The sequence below is a fragment of the Prauserella shujinwangii genome (genome assembly GCF_003001955.1).
GTDB lineage: Bacteria > Actinomycetota > Actinomycetes > Mycobacteriales > Pseudonocardiaceae > Qaidamihabitans > Qaidamihabitans shujinwangii.
The window spans coordinates 495,624-513,160 of record NZ_PVNH01000004.1; the positions used below are offsets into that span (position 1 = coordinate 495,624).

Sequence of the window (17,537 nt, forward strand, 5' to 3'; positions counted from 1 at the left end):
CAAGGTGGCCTTCACTGGCCAGCACTGACCTGGGACTCAGTCGAACGCGTTCAGGGCCGCGTCGGCGACACCGGCGGAGACGACGGCGGTACCGCCGAACACGTGGAGGAAGGCCGGGTCGTCAGGGCTGCTCGGCCGCTGGTGGTTCTGCAGGAACTGGCGCGTCGGGGCGTCCAGCGTCGTCGCCCGGGTCAGCAGCAGCGGGTCACCATAGGTCATCAGCAGGCCGGTGCCACCCAGTGCGTCCGGGAAGTTCATCCCGTTCGCCAGGCCGGCCCCCCAGGCGAGAAGCTCGCCGCTGCTGGGATCGGTGTACAGCCGCCGGGCGATGACGGCGGCGGTCTCGAACCGGTTCGCGCCGACGAAGGACTCGATCACCGCCGGGGGGAACGTAGCCCTGACCGCGCGATCGGCGGCCCCGCCCGCGGTCATCATGAGCAGCGACCTGTCGTGCTCGCTGGCGCGGGCGTCGGCGAACTGTGCGGTGGTGGCGGGCATCCTGCCGTCGTTGGTGAACAGCAGGGCGATCGGCCTGCGATCCGTGAGATCGGGAGCGTGGGTGGCGTAGTAGGTGTACTGGGCCGCGTACTCGCCCGCCGCCAGCGCGTCGGGGAAGTTCATGCCGGTGGTGACGAAGAACAGGTTCGTCGTCGGCATCCGCTCGGCGATCCTGATCGCCGTCTCGAACCGGTTGGCCCCCGCGATCCGCTCGGTCTGGTAGCCCATCGCGGTGATCGCGGACCTGACGCCCGCGGACAGCGATCCGGTGCCGCCGAGCAGGAAGACCTTTCCGCCGGGGGCCAGCACCCGCTGGATCTCGGCCTTCACCTCCGGCAGCAGCCGGTCGGGGCTGTTCAGCAGGAGAGGGCCGTTGACGTACGCGGCCAGCGGGCCGCCGGCCAGCGCGTCCGGGAAGTTGTCACCCCTGGCGAGCACGACGGCGTCGGCCTTCAGCAGCTCCTCCCCGGGCTCGTCGTGGTCCCACCACGTGCCGTAGGAGGTGCAGACAGCGGTGGTGTACCGGTTCTGCCCGGCGTACCGGAACCGCAGTACATCGCCCTCGGCGGAGGACTTGGTGGTGATGCAGCCCTCCGGCCCCGCGGCCATGGTCCGCTGGTCCGGCTTCTGTGCGTTGACCCGCGTGGCGTGCGCATGGATACCAGGCGCCGCGTCGACGCGCTGAGCCTTGCTGAGCTCCGCCCGGTCGGTCTGGTCGGCCTGGTCCGCCGCGGCCGTGCCCCCGGCGAGACCGCCGAGCACGGTGGCGGCGGCCAGCACGACCGCGCCGAAGGATCTCGCGGAGCGCGTGTGGACGCGCCGCTTGAGTGTGACGTGCACGAAACTTCCTTCCCCAGAACAGAACTTGCGGGCGGCTCGCACAGCCCCGACCACTCGCCCGCGACGCCGGGGACAGTCTGCACGACAACCCCCCGGGAGACCAGACCTTTCCGGCAAACCGGCATGGGCCGGCGTCGGGTCGCCGGCCGGTTTCGGGGCGGCGTTGGAGCCCGCGCGAGGGAAGAGCCGTAGTCCGTGCGGTGGTAGGGGACCACAGCGTCGTGCCAGCGCCCACGGCATTGCCGGATCGCCGTGATGTGATCGGCAACACGGTGGATAGGCGGCATGTGCGTCCACCGGCCGGAGCCCACCACGCACGGGCAGGTCGGCGCCGTCGGATCCGAAGTGGACCGTGATGGGCCGGGGTCAGGTATCGTGACCGCGGCCTCTGCTGCCGAGTGCGGAACGGCCCGGCTCCGAGCATTGCCGGCGCCACAGCGGAATCGGCCAGCCGGCGCGGGTGCGCGAGGAACAAGCCGTCGCCGCTCGCGAAATCAGCGATGCGCTCGGGGTTTCCACACCTTTCCGGACACGGTGTGGCGGGATCCGGTGGACAGGGCGGGTCTCCTCTCCGGGCTTGGTTGCCGACGGAAAAGGCCTTGATGCCGGATCGGGCCGTGCCGAAGACGAACTGTCCCCTCCAGGCTGGGTCATCAAGACGGGAAAACGACACGGCATCGATGTGGAATCGGAATGCTGTCTCCTTCCGTCAGCAGTCGTGCGTCCGTCCGGGGCCGCACACCGCTTGACGTGACCGGAGTAGTCGGTGACGCGGGCGCACCACACGAGAGATCGCGGACTGTCTCTTGGTCATGAGCGTCACGGGCGCAGGCCGAGTGGCCGAAGACGTTCCGAGAAACCCCTGGTCGACGCCGCGACCAGGGGTTACGTGCCCCCGGCAGGACTCGAACCTGCGACCTAGAGATTAGAAGGCTCTTGCTCTATCCAGCTGAGCTACGAGGGCCCGCGCTGACCGCTGCTGGTCCCGCGCCTATCCACGGACCAGCTTAGTCACCGCTACCCCCGTGATCGTCGGACGCCGCGTTTTCGTTTCACCTCGTTCTCACCCGGCTCAGTGGGGTGTGCGTCACACTTCCCGGCCCGGATCTGGGGGCCGCGGGCGTGCCGCCGGCCGGCGGCACGCCCGCGCCGGGCTCAGTCCCAGATCTGGATCGCACGCACCACGAACTGGGCCTGTGGCACGAAAGTTCCTGGCCCGGGGTAGGTGCTGAAGTCTCCTTCGGTGGCGCAGTGCACGTCCTGGTACACCGTCACGTGCCGGTCGATCCGGTTGGCGAAGGAGTGTCCCTCGGCGCCGTCGGGCAGCGGCACGCACTCACCCGGATTGGTGTTACGGAGGTCGAAACGTGTAATCGAACTGTTGTAGAACTCCTCGTTCCACGTGCAGAACTCGCCTTTCGCGCAGGCGAACTCCGGTGGTTGCCCACCGGCCCCGGCCGGTTCCGCTTGTGCGGCACCGGCTCCGCCCAGCAGGCCGACGGTCGCGAGTAGCAGCACCCGGGAAAGCCGGGATCGGAATGCGCGGTCGGTGCGGTACATGATGCTGATCTCCCCCTCTTCTGGCGATTTCTCGCCGCCGTGGAATGTCGTGGCTCCACGGTGGCGAATCGGGAGGGAACTGTCAGCGCGGAATGCGCGAGCTGTGGACAACCGGTCCCGGGACGGGGCTTGTCCACAGTTTTCGTGGATGTGGTTGCGCGGGGAAGGACCGGGTGCTAGCCGGGTGCTGGGCCGCTCGACCCGCGCACCACGAGTTCGACGTCGAGCGTCACCGGTGGGGGAGGAGCCTCCCCGGCCAGCAGCCGCAGCGTCAGTTCCCCGGCCAGCCGTCCCTTGCGTTCGAGGTCCTGCCGGACGGTGGTGAGCGGGGGATCGGCCCAGCGCGCCGGAGGGGTGTCGTCGAACCCGACCACCGAGACGTCGCCCGGAACGGCGAGCCCGCGGGAGCGCGCGGCCGTGAGCGCGGCCAGCGCCAGTTCGTCCGACATGCACAGCAGCGCCGTGGGCCTGGGCTCGGCGTCCAGCAGCGCGCCCGCCGCGGCCACCGCCTGCTCCCGCGCGGTGCCCGACGTCTCCCAGACCGGCACGGTCCGCGCGGAGACTCCCGCGGCCGCCAGCGTGTCCACGTAGCCGGCGAGCCGCTCCCGGTTGTCGAGGAAGTGGCTGGTGGCCGCCTGCTCGACGGACATCGGCCCGCCCCTCGGCTCGGAGAGGCACTGCGCCGCGAGAATGGCGAACCGGCGGTGGCCCAGCCCGACGAGGTGCCGTGCGGCGGCTGACGCGCCGCCCCGGTCGTCCGTGCCCACGCGTGCGGAACCGGGCACGACCGGCTGGTCGATCACCACGAGCGGCAGGCCGCGGTCGCGCACGGCGCGCAGCGCGGGCGCGCCGTCGGCCAGCGAGTACGCGACGGCGAGGTCGGCCTGCGCGGTGAGCACCCGGTGGGCGGGTGGCCCGCCCGCCTCCCCGCCGGGCAGCAGGAGCAGGGCATGGCCCTCCCTGTCCACCGTGGTGGCGAGGGCGTCGAGCGTGATCGACAGCGCGGGATCGGAGAACGCCGCCGACACCCCGGTGTCCAGCATGAACGCGACCGCGCCCGACCGTTTGGTCGCCAGGCTCCTGGCGACGGGGTCCGGCCCGGCGTAGCCGAGCGTGCGGGCCGCACGCAGCACCTCCTCGCGCAGCCGCGCGGACAGCTGGTCGGGCCGGTTGTACGCGTTCGACACGGTCGCCCGCGACACCCCGACGGCCGCGGCGACGTCGTCCAGGGTCGGCTGGCGCCTGCGCGCGCTGCTCACCCGAGAAGTCTAGAACCGCGGAAAACACGTTGCGCCTTCTGAAGCGCTTAAGTCATCCTGGTCCGGTGCCTGGGGAAGGGAGGGGCGGCGTGGTGTCGCAGCGGTGGGCCGTGATCCTGGTGTTCGCGCTGAACGGTGCGGTGCTGGGTTCGTGGGCGCCCCGCACGCCCGCGCTGAGCGAGCAGATCGGCGCCGGACCCGGACTGCTCGGCCTCGCCCTGCTCGGCGGGAGCGTCGGGATGCTGCTGTCCGCGGCCGTGTCCGGCCGGGTGATCGAGCGGTTCGGCCCGCGTGCCGTCATCGCGGGCTCGGCCATCGCCATCGCCGCCGGGCTGCCCGCCCTGGGCGCCGCGCCGTCCCTGCCGTGGTTCACCGCCGCCCTGTTGCTGCTCGGCATGGCCTCGGGTGTGTTCGACGTCGCGATGAACATCGCGGGCGTGGCGGTGGAGCGCAGGCTGGCGCGGCCGATCATGCCGGTCTTCCACGCCGGGTTCAGCTTCGGCGCGCTCGCCGGTTCCGGCGCCGCCGCGCTCGCCGCCGCCGGAGGCTGGTCCCCGCTGCTGCACTTCGCCGTCGCCGGGACCGCGGGCATCGCTCTCGTGGCGACCGTCGTGCGGGCCCTGCCCGGTGTCGCTCCCCGCGACCGGCGGGCCGCGGCGTCGCCGCCGACCGTCAGGGCGGTGCCGATCCGGCGCCCGGCGCTGTGGCTGCTGGCGGCGATCGCGCTGTGCTCGGCGGTGGCCGAGGGCGCGAGCTCGGACTGGTCGGCCCTGCTGCTGGTCAGCGAGCAGCACGCCGGAGAGGCCGCCGCCGCGCTGGCCTACTCCGCGTTCTCGCTCGCCATGGGCTTCGCCCGGCTCGGCGGGTCGTGGGCGCAGCGCAGGCTCGGCCCGGCGCGGCTGCTCGCCGTGGGCGCCGCCTGCGCGAGTGCGGGTCTGGTGGGCGCCGCCCTGGTCGGTGTCCCCGCGGTCAGCTACGCGGGCTTCGTCCTCGCGGGCGCGGGACTCGCGGCGTCGTTTCCCGTCGCGCTCAGCCTGGCGGGGGAGGCGGGCAGGCGGGCCGACGGCACCGGGGGCGAGCGGGAGGTCGCGTTCGTCACGGCCATCGCCTACACGGGCTTCCTCGCCGGTCCGCCCGCCATCGGCGGGATCGCGCATCTGACGTCGCTGTCCGCGTCGTTCGTCGTGGTGGGCGTGGTCGCGGGCGTCATCGCACCCGCCGCCATCGCCGCCGCCAGGTCACTGGCGCGCGAGCGCGCCGTGGTCGAGCGGAGCGTGGTCCGCTGACCGCGGTCCCCGCGGGACGCCTACGCTCGTCACGTGCCCTCCGAAGACTCCGCACCGGCCGGTGTGGCGCGCCGTCCCGCCGGCGCGGCGCCGCTGCTCGCGGTGGCCGTGCCGCTCGCGATGCTCGTGGCGGTCGCGCTGGCCGCGCTCACGGGTGGTGCCACGTACGTCATCGCGGGACTGACCGATCCCGGCGTCGTGACCCGCTACGGGATCTCCGTCGTCCGGGTCGCCGCCGACGCCTCCGCCGTGGTCTGCATCGGCTCGCTGCTGCTCGCGGCCTTCCTCGTGCCACCGCAGCGCTCCGGCACGCTGTCCGCCGACGGCTACGCGGCCGTGCGCACGGCGGGTACCGCGGCCTGGTTCTGGTTCGTCTTCGCGATCGCGTCGGTGTTCTTCACCGCGGCCGACGGCGCGGGCAGGCCGGTGCGCGAGGTGCTCCAGCCGCGCGTGCTGCTCAACTTCGTGGAGGCCATCGAACAGCCGAAGGCCTGGCTGCTCACCGCGTTCATCGCGATCGGTCTCGCGCTCGGCTGCCGGCTCGTGCTGTCGTGGGGCTGGACGACGGCCCTGTTCTTCCTCGCCGTCGGCGGGCTGCTGCCGATCGCGGCCACCGGTCACTCCGCCAGCGGCGGCTCGCACGACCTGGCCACCAACAGCCTCATCTACCACCTGGTCGCCGCCGCGCTGTGGGTCGGCGGACTGGTCGCCCTGCTGGCGCTGGGCAGGCGGCGCGGTGGCCACCTCACGCTCGCGGCCACCCGGTTCTCCGCGCTCGCCCTCGCCTGCTGGGTCGTCATGGCCGTCTCCGGTGTGATCAACGCCCTCGTCCGGGTGTCGCCCGAGCGCCTGCTGACCACCGACTACGGGCTGCTCGTCCTCGCGAAGGTGGTCGCGCTGCTGGTGCTCGGCGTGTTCGGCCACCAGCAGCGCAGGCGGAGCATCCGCGACCTCGTCGACGGCGCGGGCGGGGGCCAGCTGATGCGCCTGGCCGGGGTCGAGGTGCTCGTCATGTTCGTGACGATCGGGATCGCGACCGCCTTGTCGCGCACCCCGCCGCCGCAGGAGATCTACACCGAGCCGTCCAACACCGAGCTGCTCATCGGGTACGTGCTGCACGGTCCGCCGACCCTGTGGCGGCTGCTCACCGACTGGCGGTTCGACCTGATCTACGGCACGGCCGCGCTGGCGCTGGCCGGGCTCTACCTGCTCGGGGTCCGGGCGCTGCGGCGCCGGGGTGACCCCTGGCCCGCGGGACGGACCGTCGCGTGGCTGCTGGGCTGTCTCGTCGTGCTGCTCGCGACATCGTCCGGGCTGGGCCGCTACTCGCCCGCGATGTTCAGCGTGCACATGGTCAACCACATGCTGCTGTCGATGGTGGCGCCGGTGCTGCTGGTACTCGGTGGCCCCGTGACGCTGGCCCTGCGCGCGCTGCCGACAGCGGGCAAGGACGCGCCTCCCGGCCCCCGGGAATGGCTGCTCGCCCTCGTGCACTCCCCGGTGGCGCGGCTGCTCACCCACCCGGTGATCGCGCTCGGCCTGTTCGTCGGGTCCTTCTACGCCCTGTACTTCTCCGGCCTGTTCGACAGCGCGCTGAACTATCACTGGGCGCACCTGGCGATGAACGCGCACTTCCTGCTCGCCGGGTACGTCTTCTACTGGCCCGTGATCGGGATCGATCCTTCGCCGCGGCGGCTGCCGCCGATCGGCAGGCTGGGGCTGGTGTTCGCGTCGGTGCCGTTCCACGCGTTCTTCGGCGTGATCCTGATGAACATGCAGACCGTGCTCGGCGGTGCGTTCTATCGCGGGCTCGACCTGCCGTGGACCGGGGACCTGCTCGCCGACCAGCGGCTCGGCGGCGGGATCGCGTGGGCGGGCGGGGAGCTGCCCGTGATCGTGGTGATGGTGGCGTTGCTGATGCAGTGGGCGCGGGCCGACGAGCGGGAGGCGCGGCGCAAGGACCGCCGCGAGGCGGCCACCGGCGACCAGGAGCTCGCCGCGTACAACGCGATGCTCAAGCAGATGGCCGAGCAGGGCGGCGCCAAACACCCCGAGTAGCCCGCGAGTCCCCGCTCGGGACCGCGAGTGCCACGCTCCCGTCTCCGCATGCCGCGCTCCGCGGCGTGCGTCGCGCGGGCTCTAGCACGGCCCGCCGACAGTTCTCCGGTGACGGCCGCCCACCGGACCGGGTTGTGCACAGCAGGGCCGGTTGTCCACAGATTTCCGCCGACGCCCCCGCCACCGGCCGGACCGGTGCAGCCTTGCGCACAGGGCCCGGTGAGCGAATCGACGAACGAACACAGGCGGAGGGTGAACGCGATGGCTATCGGTGAGACGGTGCTGACGGTCGTTAGTAAGCACCTATTGGTGTTACCGTAGCCGAATGGTCGACGAGCCGCTAGAACTGGTCCTGTACCTGCGGGTCTCGAAGGACTCCAGTGGCCGTGAGCGGTCACCGGAGGACCAGCTCACCGACATGAGCCAGGACGCGCAGGAGAATCGCTGGCGGCTCTCCGAGGAGATCTACCGCGACGTGGGCAGTGCCTCGAAATTCGCGGGCAAGCCGCGCGGCAACTTCGACAAGCTGATCGCCGACCTCAGGGCGGACCGGTTTCCCGGACATGTGCTCGGTCTCTGGAACAGTTCTCGGGGCTCGCGCCAGGTCGGCGAGTGGCTCACCCTGGTGGACCTCCTGACCGAGCGCCGGAAAACGGTCTGGGTACACGCGCGGCGGCGCCTGCTCGACCCCCGTAACGCCCACGACCGGGCCGACCTTCTTCAGGATGCGGTCAAGAGCGAACTGGCTGCGGCCGAGATCTCGGAGCAGGTTCGGCGCACGACGGCGACGAGCGCCGCCGCTGGTCTACCGCATGCGCGCTGTCCGTACGGCTACAGGAGGCACTACACCGTCGCGGCGAACGGCAAGCGTGTCCTGGTCGGACAGGTCCCGCACGAACCCGAGGCGACGGTCATTCGGAGGATCTTCGACGAGATCGCCGCGTTGCAGTCGCTCCGGCAGATCGCCCGAGCCCTCAACGAGGAGGGGTATCCGGCGCCGGGCGGCGGAGAGTGGACCCCCGAGGCCGTACGCAGGCAGGCGCGGAACGTGGTCTACGCCGGGAAGCGGGTACACATCGCGGGGCGGCGCGGTGGCGGCCAGCGGGGCAAGGCGACCCTCGTAGATGCCGTGTGGCCGCCGATCGTCACTCCGGAGCGCTTCTACGAGGTCCAGGGCATTCTGACTGACCCCTCGCGCAGGACTATGCGCCCCGGGCGGCACAAGCACCTCCTGTCGATGATCGCGCGGTGCGCAGCCTGCGACGGACCGTTGTCGGTGACCTACAGCCGGGGCAAGAAGGAGCGCCCCGGCGCCTGGTATTTCTGCCGCGACGCCGGGCATGTCCGCGTCGGCCAGGCCGACCTCGACGCGCTGATCACCGACCTTCTCATCGCGAGGCTTGCGAAGTCAGACGCCTGGGAAGCGCTCGCCGCGACCGGGAACGATGGAGAGTTGCAGACCGCCCGCAACGAGCTGGCCGAAGCCGAGGCGTTCCACCGGGAGCTGGTGGCGGAGCTGACTGCCAAGCGGATGTCTCCGGGCGCATTTAGCGCCGCCGAGCCCACTGCCCTGCGGGACATCGAGCGCGCCCGTGAGCGTCTCCACGAGGTGCAGACACCCCCGGCCGTGCGGAACCTGCTCGGCGGTCCGCGAGCCGACGTGCGGGAGCGTTGGGAAGTCGCCACGATGGTCGCGCGGCGTGAGGTCGTGCGGGAGCTTCTCACGATCACTGTGGACCGGGCAGGGGGGCGCAACGTGCCGGCTCACGAGCGCACGCGGGCCGTCTGGAAGAGAATTTCCTGACCCGCGGCCTCGTCGCCGAACTGGCCTAACGGTCACTGTGGATTAACCAAAACGGTTACGTATCAAGGGAACCGGATACCGTTCCGTTTGGCATTCGTGGAATGGCACAGTACCATGGCTGATACCGAAGGCCCGAGCACATTCTCGGACCAGAACCCCGGAGCGTAGGGCCGGATCCTGAGCGGAGCCGTGCAAGACGGAGCCAGGAACCCTACGCCGTGTCGTCACGGTCGAGTACCGGAGCACGACACGCCAGGCCGCACCTACCGCGGGTGACCAGGTCGAAACGCAGACCTGGAGACTTCTGTGTTCGACGACAGGATCACTCCCGAAGCGGCCAGGCTTGCGGCCGAACTTCGCGCCTTGCGTGCCGAACGACGGCGTGCCCAGCTCGTTTCTACCGTGGCGATCTGCATTGCGGGCATGCTGGTTGTTGTGGCGGCCACTCTCGCTGGGATGTGGCTCTGATGGCCCGCCGTCGCGACGATCTCACCGAACTGCCCGAACGCGTGTACTACGACCAGGGGTCCGAGTGTGGCCGTCGGGGCTTGTACGACTGGGATCAGTGGTTGGACGGCCGAATCTGGGAGCTTCGGCTCGACGAGGATTTCTTCGTCCCGATCCATCAGTTCACGCCGCATGCACACCGCGCGGCGGCGCGACGGGGTCTTCGATGCAGTGTGCGCAGGTTGGATTACCGGCGCCTGCTTATCCAGTCCCGCGAAGCCGACGAGGTCATGTCATGAGCCGCGAGAAGTGGCTGGCCGCCCGGCTCGGCGAAGCCCCACCGCTGGCGCCGGAGCAGCGTGATCGTCTTCGGCGACTGCTACCCGCACCAGACCCATTGCGACCTCACGAACCGCACGGAGGGCATCGTGACTGACCACGTCAACCGACTCCGGGACTGGCTTCGTCCGGGCCACGGCGCCGTGCTGAACTTGCAGCGCAAAGCGCTGACCCTGTACACCAGCCCCGACGAGGCCGCACAGGGGGTCACGTACGAGCTCGCCAAACCCGCTGACCTGCTGGACTGGGATCGAGCATTCCGCAGGGTCGCTGCCCGGGACGCCTGCGTCGCGGCGTACAACAACCGTGCCCGAAGGCTCGCGCTCCACGAGCGGAGTCACAGGCAGGAGTTGCACCTCTGGAGCGTCGAGGACGGCGCGCGGTGAGCGCTACACAGCAGAGCCGCCCCGCGGAAAACGGGGCGGCTCTCCAAGAGTCTCAAGCTAACTCGAAGTCTAACACGGGTACGACGACCGGTATTGAAACCTGGTCTCAGGACGCACTCGATGCAGAGTGGGAGCGGCACAAGCTCCATCTGCAGGAGTTGGACCACACGCAGGGCATTGCTGAGGCACTCGTGCCAGCGGCGCACTTCTACGGTCGCTGGCTCCACGACTCCTCGCGTCCGGATACCGCGCTTGCGCATGAGGTGATCGAAGAGGTCTGGGGTAGCGCCACCGCGCTCGACGATCTGGGGCTCGTGCGCCCGGTCGCGAAGGCGATCGCCGCAGGGCGCAGGAGTCCGATCATCGCTGTGAGCGCCAACGGCATGCCGGTGCCGACTGCAGCCGAGTACGGGCGACTCATGTTCGAGCGCACGGCCGAGGCCGAGAAGACCAAGGAACTGGCCCGGCGGGAGGGTCGCCGCCGAGCAGATGCTGCCGAGGCACAGGCAACCGTCGCGCCGCCTGCCGCACTGACGGGCACTCAGTTGCTGGCGCAACCGGACGACGAGGAGGTTTACCTCATCGACCAGCTGTGGCCGGCGGAAGGCAACATCGTGCTCGCCGCCCAGCGTAAAGCCGGGAAGACGACGACTGTGCTCAATGTGGTGCGGTCGCTCGTCGATGGGCAACCGTTCCTGGGTCGCTACGCCGTGACACCGTTGCGTGGCTGTGTCGAGGTCTGGGATCTCGAAATGAGCCCGAAGCAGTACCGGCGGTGGCTCCGGCGTCAGGGGGTGATGCACACGGATTGGCTCACCGTACGCCACTTCCGCGGCAATGTCGCCTCGCTGAATCTGCTCAATCCGCAGATCCGAGCCCAACTAGCGACCCAGCTCCGGGCGGCCAACGTACAGGTGCTCGTCCTGGACTGTCTCCGGCCGCTGATGGATGCGCTCGGCCTCGACGAGAACCGTGACTTCGGCCGGCTCTCTGGTCCGCTCGACGCGCTCAAGGCGGAGAGCGGTGTGACCGAGTTGCTCGTGGTGCACCATGCCGGGCACGCCGACCAACCCGGAGAGGCTCGCAGCCGCGGTGACTCGCGTATCCGGGACTGGCCGGACGCCGAGTGGTTCCTGGCCCGCAAGGACAAGGCTGACGCCTCGCCGCGGATGTTCTGGACCTTCGGCCGTGAGGTCGACACGAAGAAGGCCGAACTCACCTATGAAGCCGATCACGACCGGCTCTCGTTGGGGCCAGACTTCTCGTCGCGGATACGCACGCTGCAGCAGGTCGGTGTCCACGGACCGGAGAACCCGAAGGACGATCCGGACCTGTACAGCAAGGTCGTCGAGATGATCCGGGACTACGGCGAGCCGATGGCCGTCAGCACGATGCTGGAGGGCCTCGACATCCCGAAGTCGACGTTGCAGCGGTACCTCAAGCTGTGGCGAACGGCGAAGTACCTGCGCGGCGTGCCGCTCAGTACGCGTAGCCAAGCGCTCGGCTACGAGGTTGTTGAGGAGAAGCAGCCCCGTTCGATCGAACCGCTCGACTTTCCTGGCGTTTACGCAGGTCAGCGGCCTGTCGAGGGGAGTCTCAAGATCACGTCTCACGTCTCACGAGACCAAGATCAAATAGAGGGTTACGGCTCACTCGTGACTCACCAAGAGATTCGATCATGAGACGCGAGAAACTACAGGTCAGGCCCTACGCGTCTCACGTCTCGATCACGTCTCGTTCACGGTTCAAGATCACGTCTCACCGGCTCACCGACTATAGGAGGTGAGCCGGTCGTGAGACGCGAGACAAGGGAAGACAGGAAGGCGAAGGCTGAGCCTGAGAACACGCGAAACCAGACAGAACGGGCTGGGGCTGGTGGCAGCGAAACGACAACCTGCACAGCTCCCGCCGTCAAGGAAGCTGGGCTGAGCCGGGCAGTGAGAACAGGCGAAACCGGACGAGACGGCAGATACATGAGCACCGCATGGAAGAAGGGCAGTAGCAGGGCGTGGCGCAAGGTCCGCGCTCTGGTGCTCGCCCGTGACGGCCACCGCTGCCAACTCAAGCTCGACGGCTGCACCACCGTGGCCACTGAAGCCCATCACACCCGGGGACGGGAGGTCAGCGGTGACGACCCCGACCACCTCATCGCGGCGTGTGGACCGTGTAACAAGCGTGCCGGTGACCCTCGACGACACGACCCGCAGCCACAGCCACGAACACGGTGGTGACGTACGCGCGCCACCGTCAACAGCGGAAGCACCGCGGGCCCTCGTTCCCGGGGTCGGGGGAGAACAGTTCTGGGACGAAGTGGAACGTGGCGATCACGATGAACAGCAGGACGAAGGCGCCCAGGATCCAGAGTGCAGCCGTCCCTAGCATCATCAACAGAGCCGCTGCGGCTCGGCCGATCCCCATAACGTGCTCGCTCCTCGACGGAGACGGTGGGTGCCATAGGTCATGGCGGTCTTCCAATGGAGCGTCGTCGTCCGTCGTCACGTTGTACTGAATCGGCTGACATGGCCACCCGTTACCCAGCCTCGTTTTTCACGGGCCGTGATCGCTCTGGACATCCGCGCCCTTGTGTTTCTCTCTCCCCAGGGGTGTGTCGGCGGTCGCGGGTGCGTGGTGGTGTCGGTGTCGAGCGGTATTGTTGTACCGGGATAGGTATACCGTTCGGAGGTTTGCGTGGCGCGGGAGTCGGGTGGGCTGCAGTCGGCGGAGCGGCTGCTGGCGCCCGCGGTCGCGGAGACGCTGGAGAGTCTGGAGTTGCAGCCGGAGGACGCGGCGGTGTCCAAGCTGGCGGAGCGCTACGCCCGGGAGATCGACGGGGCGTCGGCTGCGGCGGCACAGGCGGAGAAGGTGTTGCGGGAGGTGGGGGAGGACCCGGACACGGCGGAGCTGGTGGCGGCGCTGAAGGCGAAGCTGGGTGCGCGGTCGGCGATGGAGAGCCTGGGTCCGAAGCTGCTGGCGGCGCTCGATGCGCTGGGTGCCTCGCCGAAGGCGCGGGCGGCGCGTGGCAAGGGGGGTGCGTCGCGTGGCACGGCAAGCAAGCTCGCCGCGCTCCGCGCGAACCGCGCCGGCTGAACGCGGTGGCGGTGAGTGTCGGCTGAAGGCTTGCGTGGAGCCGAAGTTCGCCTACGGCTACTGCGAGGGGCATCTGCGGGAGCGGCGCCCGGCCGAGTGGGCCAAGCGGCGCGCGGACGGGCAGCGGCGCCCGCGGGATGGTCGCCCGCGGGCGAAGCGGCTGATCGGGTGCACGGCGCCGCGGTTGTTCACGCCGCCGTTGCGGCGGTTGACGCGCAAGACCACCCGCGGTTTCGAGGTGGTCGACTTCGCGCGGGATGTGCTGGGTGAGCCGCTGTTGCCGTGGCAGGAGTGGCTGGTGGTGCATGCGCTGGAGCTGCTGCCGGATGGGACGTTCCGGTTCCGGACGGTGCTGGCGCTGGTGGCGCGGCAGAACGGCAAGACGCATCTGTCGAAGACGTTGGCGTTGTGGCGGCTGTATGTCGACGGGGCGCGGCTGGTGCTGGGTGCGGCGCAGGATCTCTCGATCGCGCGGGAGGTGCTGGAGGCCGCGAACGAGACGATCGACGCGGTGCCGGAGCTGGCGGAGGAGAAGGATCAGTACCTCACCGCCAACGGCAAGGAGGGGCTGCGGCTGTTCGGCGGGGGCCGGTATCTGATCAAGGCGAGCACCCGCTCGGCGGGGCGTGGCTTGAGCGTGGATCACCTGACGATGGACGAGGTGCGTGAGCAGCGGGATTGGGCGGCGTGGTCGGCGCTGTCGAAGACCACCACCGCGCGCGCGAGCGGGCAGATCTGGTGCCTGTCCAATGCCGGGGACGAACAGTCGGTGGTGCTCAACCATCTGCGCTCGGCGGCCGGGGTACAGCTGGGCAGCGACGGTGTGTCGCTGATGGGGGAGGCGCGGGACGCGTCGATCTTTCTGGCCGAGTGGTCCGCGGCCGAGGGCTGCGAGCTGGATGACGAGCGGGCGTGGGCGCAGGCCAACCCGGCGCTGGGGCACACGGTGTCGGTGGCGGCGATCCGCTCGGCGCTGGGCACGGACCCGCCGGAGGTGTTCCGCACCGAGGTGCTGTGCCAGAAGGTGGACCAGCTCAACGGTGCGATCGACCTGGCCGGGTGGAAGGCGGGCGGCGACCCGGTCGGCACGATGGATGGTCTGCGTGACCGGGTCATCGCGTGTGTGGATGTGGCGCCGGACGGTGGGCACGTCACGCTCACCGCGGCGGCCGAGACCCCGGACGGCCGCTACCGGGTGGAGCCGGTGGCCGCGTGGAATGACACCGACACGGCGCGCACCGAGCTGGGGGAGCTGCTGGCGCGCGTGGCTCCGGCGGCGGTGGCGTGGTTCCCGTCGGGCCCGGCCGCCGCGCTGGCTCCGGAGCTGCGCGCCCTGGGCGCGGTGGAGATCAAGGGCGCCGAGGCGAACGAGGCGTGCCAGGGCTTCGCCGATCTCGTCGCGGCTCGCCGGATCCTGCACCCGGAGGACCCGCTGCTCGACGCGCACATCGCGGGGGCGCAGAAGTACCAGGTGGGCGACGGGTGGCGGTTCGTGCGCCGCGGCGCCGGGCACGTCGACGCCGCCTACTCCGCCGCCGGCGCGGTGCATGTGCTGCGCACGCTGCCGGTGGAGAAGCCGCTGCCGAAGCCGATGGTCGTGTGAGGAGGAGCGTGTGAAGGACTCGACGGCCGTGTGGCCGGTGGCCGCGCAGTGCGCCGGGGGCATCTCGGCGGCCCTGGGCCTGTATCTGCTGACCGGGTTGGCGTGGGCGCTGCTGGCGGCCGGGGCGGTCGCGCTGGCCGTCGGGACGCTGGCGGAGATGAAGGGCGGCCGGTGATGGGGCTGGGCAGGCTGCTCACACGGCAGGCGTCGACCCCGGCGCAGACCCGCTCGGCCGGGGCGAACTTCCAGGTGGTCATCGACGGCAACCCGATCAACTATCCGAGCTCGATCTACCGGGGGGCGATGACGATCCCCGGGGCGTGGCGGGCCGCGCTGCTGATCTCCGACCTGCTCGGCGGAGTGCCGTGGGACGCCTACCGGTCCCGCGGCGGCAACCCGATCGAGCAGCTCGACCCGACCCCGCTGTTGCTGGAGCAGCCCGCGCCCCCGGACACCCGCATGACCACCATGTCGTCGCTGGCGCTGGATCTGGTGTGGCACGGCAACGCGGTCGGGGTGATCGCCGCCCGCAACCGCGACGGCTGGCCGACCGCGCTGGTGCCGGTCCCGGCCGAGCAGGTCGGGGTGCGGCGGGTGCCCGACAACGCGGTGGCGCCGCTGCCGCCGGGCACCGTGGAGTACCAGGTCGGTGGCCTGTCGTTCGCGCCGTGGGAGGTGCTGCACATCAAGGGTCCGTGCGCGCCCGGGGCGCTGCGCGGGTTCGGGGTGCTGGAGGCGCACCTGGACGGCACGCTGAACCTGGCGATGGAGCAGGCTAAGCAGGCCGCTTCCATCTCCCGGCACGGGGTGCCCACCGGCGTGCTGAAGGTGTCCAACCCGGACGCCACCGAGGGCGACCTGCGCGAGGCCAAGGAGGGCTGGCTGCGCTCGCAGCGGGACCGCACCGTGGCCGCGCTGAACTCCACGACCGAGTTCGAGCCGCTGTCGTGGAACCCGGAGGAGCTGCAGCTGGTCGAGGCGCGCAAGTTCAGCCTGCACGAGCTGGCGCTGATCTTCGGGCTGCCGCTGTCGTTCCTCGGCGCCGACCAGGCCAGCCGCACTTACTCCAACATCGAGCAGGAGGCCATCAACCTGCTCAAGTTCACCCTCGGCGGGCACCTGGCCCGCTTCGAGCAGACGTTCTCGCAGCACATGCCGCGAGGCACCACGGCGAAGGCAAACCTGGACGCGATCCTGCGGGCCGACACGCTCAGCCGCTACCGCGCGCACCAGATCGGCCTCACCGCCGGGTTCCTCACCCGCGACGAGGTCCGCGAGCTGGAGGACCGGCCGCCGCTGACCGACGAGCAGAAGGCCGAGCTGGACCGGCGCGCGCTGCCGAACCGTGATCCCAAGCCCCACCCCGACGAGGTACCGGAGGTCGAGCCAGCATGACCACCCGCGCGCGCAAGCGCACCACCACCAAGCCGCAGGCCACCACCAAGCCGCAGGCCACCACCGAGCCCAACGCGGCCGAGGGCGCCGCACCGGTGGCCAGCGCGGCCCCGGCGGAGCAGGCCACCACCGAGCGCGCACCGGCGTCGGTGCCGCGGCGCAGCGGTGACGGGCGCCCGGCGTGCACCGCGCACGAGCACGATCCTCGGCTGGCGGTGTGCGACGTGCCGGAGTTCCTGGACAACGCGGGGCTGTGCGGCGGGCACTGGGCCACGCGGCCCGACCTGAGGAAGGGGGCGCGTCGTGGCTGAGGTGTTCACCCGGGCGTTCACGCCGGAGCTGGAGGTCCTGACCCGCGCCAAGGGCGGCGATGGCCGCACCATCGCCGGGATCGCCGTGCCCTACGGGGTGCCGCAGCGGATCAACCCGCACCTGACCGAGCAGTTCGCCCGGGGCGCGTTCAACGCGCAGATCCGGGCCGCCCGGCGGATCCCGTTCTCGCGTGAGCACCTGGTCCTCGGGGGGACGCTGATCGGGCGCGCGGTGCTGCTGCGCGACGACCCGGTCGGGCTCTACGGCGAGTTCCGGGTCTCGGCGACCCCGGCCGGGGAGGAGACCCTGGAGCTGGTGCGCGACGGCGCCCTGGAGGAGCTGTCGGTGGCCTTCCGCGAGGGGCAGAACAAGCGGCTACCCGGTGGCGTCACCGAGCGGATCACCGCGGAGCTGCGGGAGGTGGCGGTGGTGATGGAGGGCGCCTACGGGGAGCTGGCCGCGGTGGCCGGCGTGCGCAGCGCCGCCCCGCCCGAGCCCGGCTCGCCGCGTCTGGACCAGGCGCGGCAGCTGCTGGCCGGTCTGCCCACGCTGCCCGGCGTGGAGTAGCGCCCGACGCGTGCCACCGCGCGATATACTGCGGTTGCTGGACACCGGCACCCCGGCCAATGGGACGCGGCGGCCACCCGGCCTCTCACGGAAGCC

16 protein-coding genes and 1 tRNA gene are annotated in these 17,537 nt (G+C 70.7%); 13 read left to right on the forward strand and 4 right to left on the reverse strand.

Annotation, left to right across the window (positions count from 1 at the left end; all coding sequences use genetic code 11):
- Nucleotides 1–36: 36 nt before the first annotated feature.
- The 4 genes from B0I33_RS12170 to B0I33_RS12185 form a co-directional block, all read right to left on the reverse strand.
- On the reverse strand, nt 37–1,338 hold the full coding sequence (locus B0I33_RS12170) for a cell wall-binding repeat-containing protein (protein ID WP_106178712.1): 1,302 nt from the start codon (nt 1,336–1,338) through the stop codon (nt 37–39).
- Between the two features lie 890 nt (nt 1,339–2,228).
- Nucleotides 2,229–2,302 (reverse strand) — tRNA-Arg (locus tag B0I33_RS12175).
- A 191-nt stretch (nt 2,303–2,493) separates the two neighbouring features.
- On the reverse strand, nt 2,494–2,898 hold the full coding sequence (locus tag B0I33_RS12180) for a peptidase inhibitor family I36 protein (RefSeq protein ID WP_106178713.1): 405 nt from the start codon (nt 2,896–2,898) through the stop codon (nt 2,494–2,496).
- A gap of 176 nt (nt 2,899–3,074) precedes the next feature.
- A complete protein-coding gene (locus tag B0I33_RS12185; protein WP_106178714.1) occupies nt 3,075–4,157 on the reverse strand; it encodes a LacI family DNA-binding transcriptional regulator in 1,083 nt (360 codons plus the stop codon).
- Between the two features lie 92 nt (nt 4,158–4,249).
- Between B0I33_RS12185 and B0I33_RS12190 the strand changes: the two genes are divergently transcribed.
- The 13 genes from B0I33_RS12190 to B0I33_RS12240 all read left to right on the forward strand — a co-directional run bounded on the left by B0I33_RS12190 (nt 4,250) and on the right by B0I33_RS12240 (nt 17,441).
- Nucleotides 4,250–5,443 (forward strand): MFS transporter, encoded by a 1,194-nt coding sequence (locus B0I33_RS12190; protein ID WP_106178935.1) that lies wholly within the window; start codon nt 4,250–4,252, stop codon nt 5,441–5,443.
- Nucleotides 5,444–5,563: 120 nt separating this feature from the next.
- Nucleotides 5,564–7,501: a bifunctional copper resistance protein CopD/cytochrome c oxidase assembly protein gene (locus B0I33_RS12195; RefSeq protein ID WP_106178936.1), complete on the forward strand. Its 1,938-nt coding sequence runs from the start codon at nt 5,564–5,566 to the stop codon at nt 7,499–7,501.
- Between the two features lie 325 nt (nt 7,502–7,826).
- The gene (locus B0I33_RS12200; RefSeq protein ID WP_106178715.1) at nt 7,827–9,305 is read left to right on the forward strand and encodes a recombinase family protein; all 1,479 of its coding nucleotides are present in this window, start codon (nt 7,827–7,829) and stop codon (nt 9,303–9,305) included.
- 306 nt (nt 9,306–9,611) lie between these two features.
- Complete coding sequence (locus tag B0I33_RS29925; protein WP_181193260.1) at nt 9,612–9,773, forward strand: hypothetical protein; 162 nt, start codon at nt 9,612–9,614, stop codon at nt 9,771–9,773.
- A complete protein-coding gene (locus tag B0I33_RS12205; RefSeq protein ID WP_106178716.1) occupies nt 9,773–10,051 on the forward strand; it encodes a hypothetical protein in 279 nt (92 codons plus the stop codon). The genes B0I33_RS29925 and B0I33_RS12205 overlap by 1 nt, the downstream gene beginning before the upstream one ends.
- A gap of 60 nt (nt 10,052–10,111) precedes the next feature.
- On the forward strand, nt 10,112–10,477 hold the full coding sequence (locus B0I33_RS12210) for a hypothetical protein (protein WP_106178717.1): 366 nt from the start codon (nt 10,112–10,114) through the stop codon (nt 10,475–10,477).
- Nucleotides 10,474–12,159 (forward strand): AAA family ATPase, encoded by a 1,686-nt coding sequence (locus B0I33_RS12215; RefSeq protein ID WP_106178718.1) that lies wholly within the window; start codon nt 10,474–10,476, stop codon nt 12,157–12,159. Before B0I33_RS12210 ends, B0I33_RS12215 begins: the two co-directional genes overlap by 4 nt.
- 1,006 nt (nt 12,160–13,165) lie before the next feature.
- Nucleotides 13,166–13,564, forward strand: coding sequence for a terminase small subunit (locus tag B0I33_RS12220; RefSeq protein ID WP_106178719.1), 399 nt, complete (start codon nt 13,166–13,168; stop codon nt 13,562–13,564).
- Between the two features lie 34 nt (nt 13,565–13,598).
- Nucleotides 13,599–15,167 carry a terminase large subunit gene (locus B0I33_RS30695; protein WP_106178720.1) on the forward strand — a complete coding sequence of 523 codons (1,569 nt, stop codon included), beginning with the start codon at nt 13,599–13,601 and terminating at the stop codon, nt 15,165–15,167.
- 10 nt (nt 15,168–15,177) lie between these two features.
- Nucleotides 15,178–15,342: a hypothetical protein gene (locus B0I33_RS29930; RefSeq protein WP_181193261.1), complete on the forward strand. Its 165-nt coding sequence runs from the start codon at nt 15,178–15,180 to the stop codon at nt 15,340–15,342.
- Complete coding sequence (locus B0I33_RS12230; RefSeq protein WP_106178721.1) at nt 15,342–16,562, forward strand: phage portal protein; 1,221 nt, start codon at nt 15,342–15,344, stop codon at nt 16,560–16,562. The genes B0I33_RS29930 and B0I33_RS12230 overlap by 1 nt, the downstream gene beginning before the upstream one ends.
- A complete protein-coding gene (locus B0I33_RS12235) occupies nt 16,559–16,873 on the forward strand; it encodes a hypothetical protein (protein WP_106178722.1) in 315 nt (104 codons plus the stop codon). The genes B0I33_RS12230 and B0I33_RS12235 overlap by 4 nt, the downstream gene beginning before the upstream one ends.
- Nucleotides 16,866–17,441, forward strand: coding sequence for an HK97 family phage prohead protease (locus B0I33_RS12240; RefSeq protein WP_106178723.1), 576 nt, complete (start codon nt 16,866–16,868; stop codon nt 17,439–17,441). Before B0I33_RS12235 ends, B0I33_RS12240 begins: the two co-directional genes overlap by 8 nt.
- Nucleotides 17,442–17,537 lie beyond the last annotated feature (96 nt).

Bases quoted from the DNA above. Each gene is read 5' to 3' on its own strand.
- B0I33_RS12200 (WP_106178715.1), top strand. From the start codon at position 7,827: ATGGTCGACGAGCCGCTAGAACTGGTCCTGTACCTGCGGGTCTCGAAG.
- B0I33_RS12205 (WP_106178716.1), top strand. From the start codon at position 9,773: ATGGCCCGCCGTCGCGACGATCTCACCGAACTGCCCGAACGCGTGTAC.
- B0I33_RS12180 (WP_106178713.1), bottom strand. From the start codon at position 2,898: ATGTACCGCACCGACCGCGCATTCCGATCCCGGCTTTCCCGGGTGCTG.
- B0I33_RS12230 (WP_106178721.1), top strand. From the start codon at position 15,342: ATGGGGCTGGGCAGGCTGCTCACACGGCAGGCGTCGACCCCGGCGCAG.
- B0I33_RS12235 (WP_106178722.1), top strand. From the start codon at position 16,559: ATGACCACCCGCGCGCGCAAGCGCACCACCACCAAGCCGCAGGCCACC.
- B0I33_RS12195 (WP_106178936.1), top strand. From the start codon at position 5,564: ATGCTCGTGGCGGTCGCGCTGGCCGCGCTCACGGGTGGTGCCACGTAC.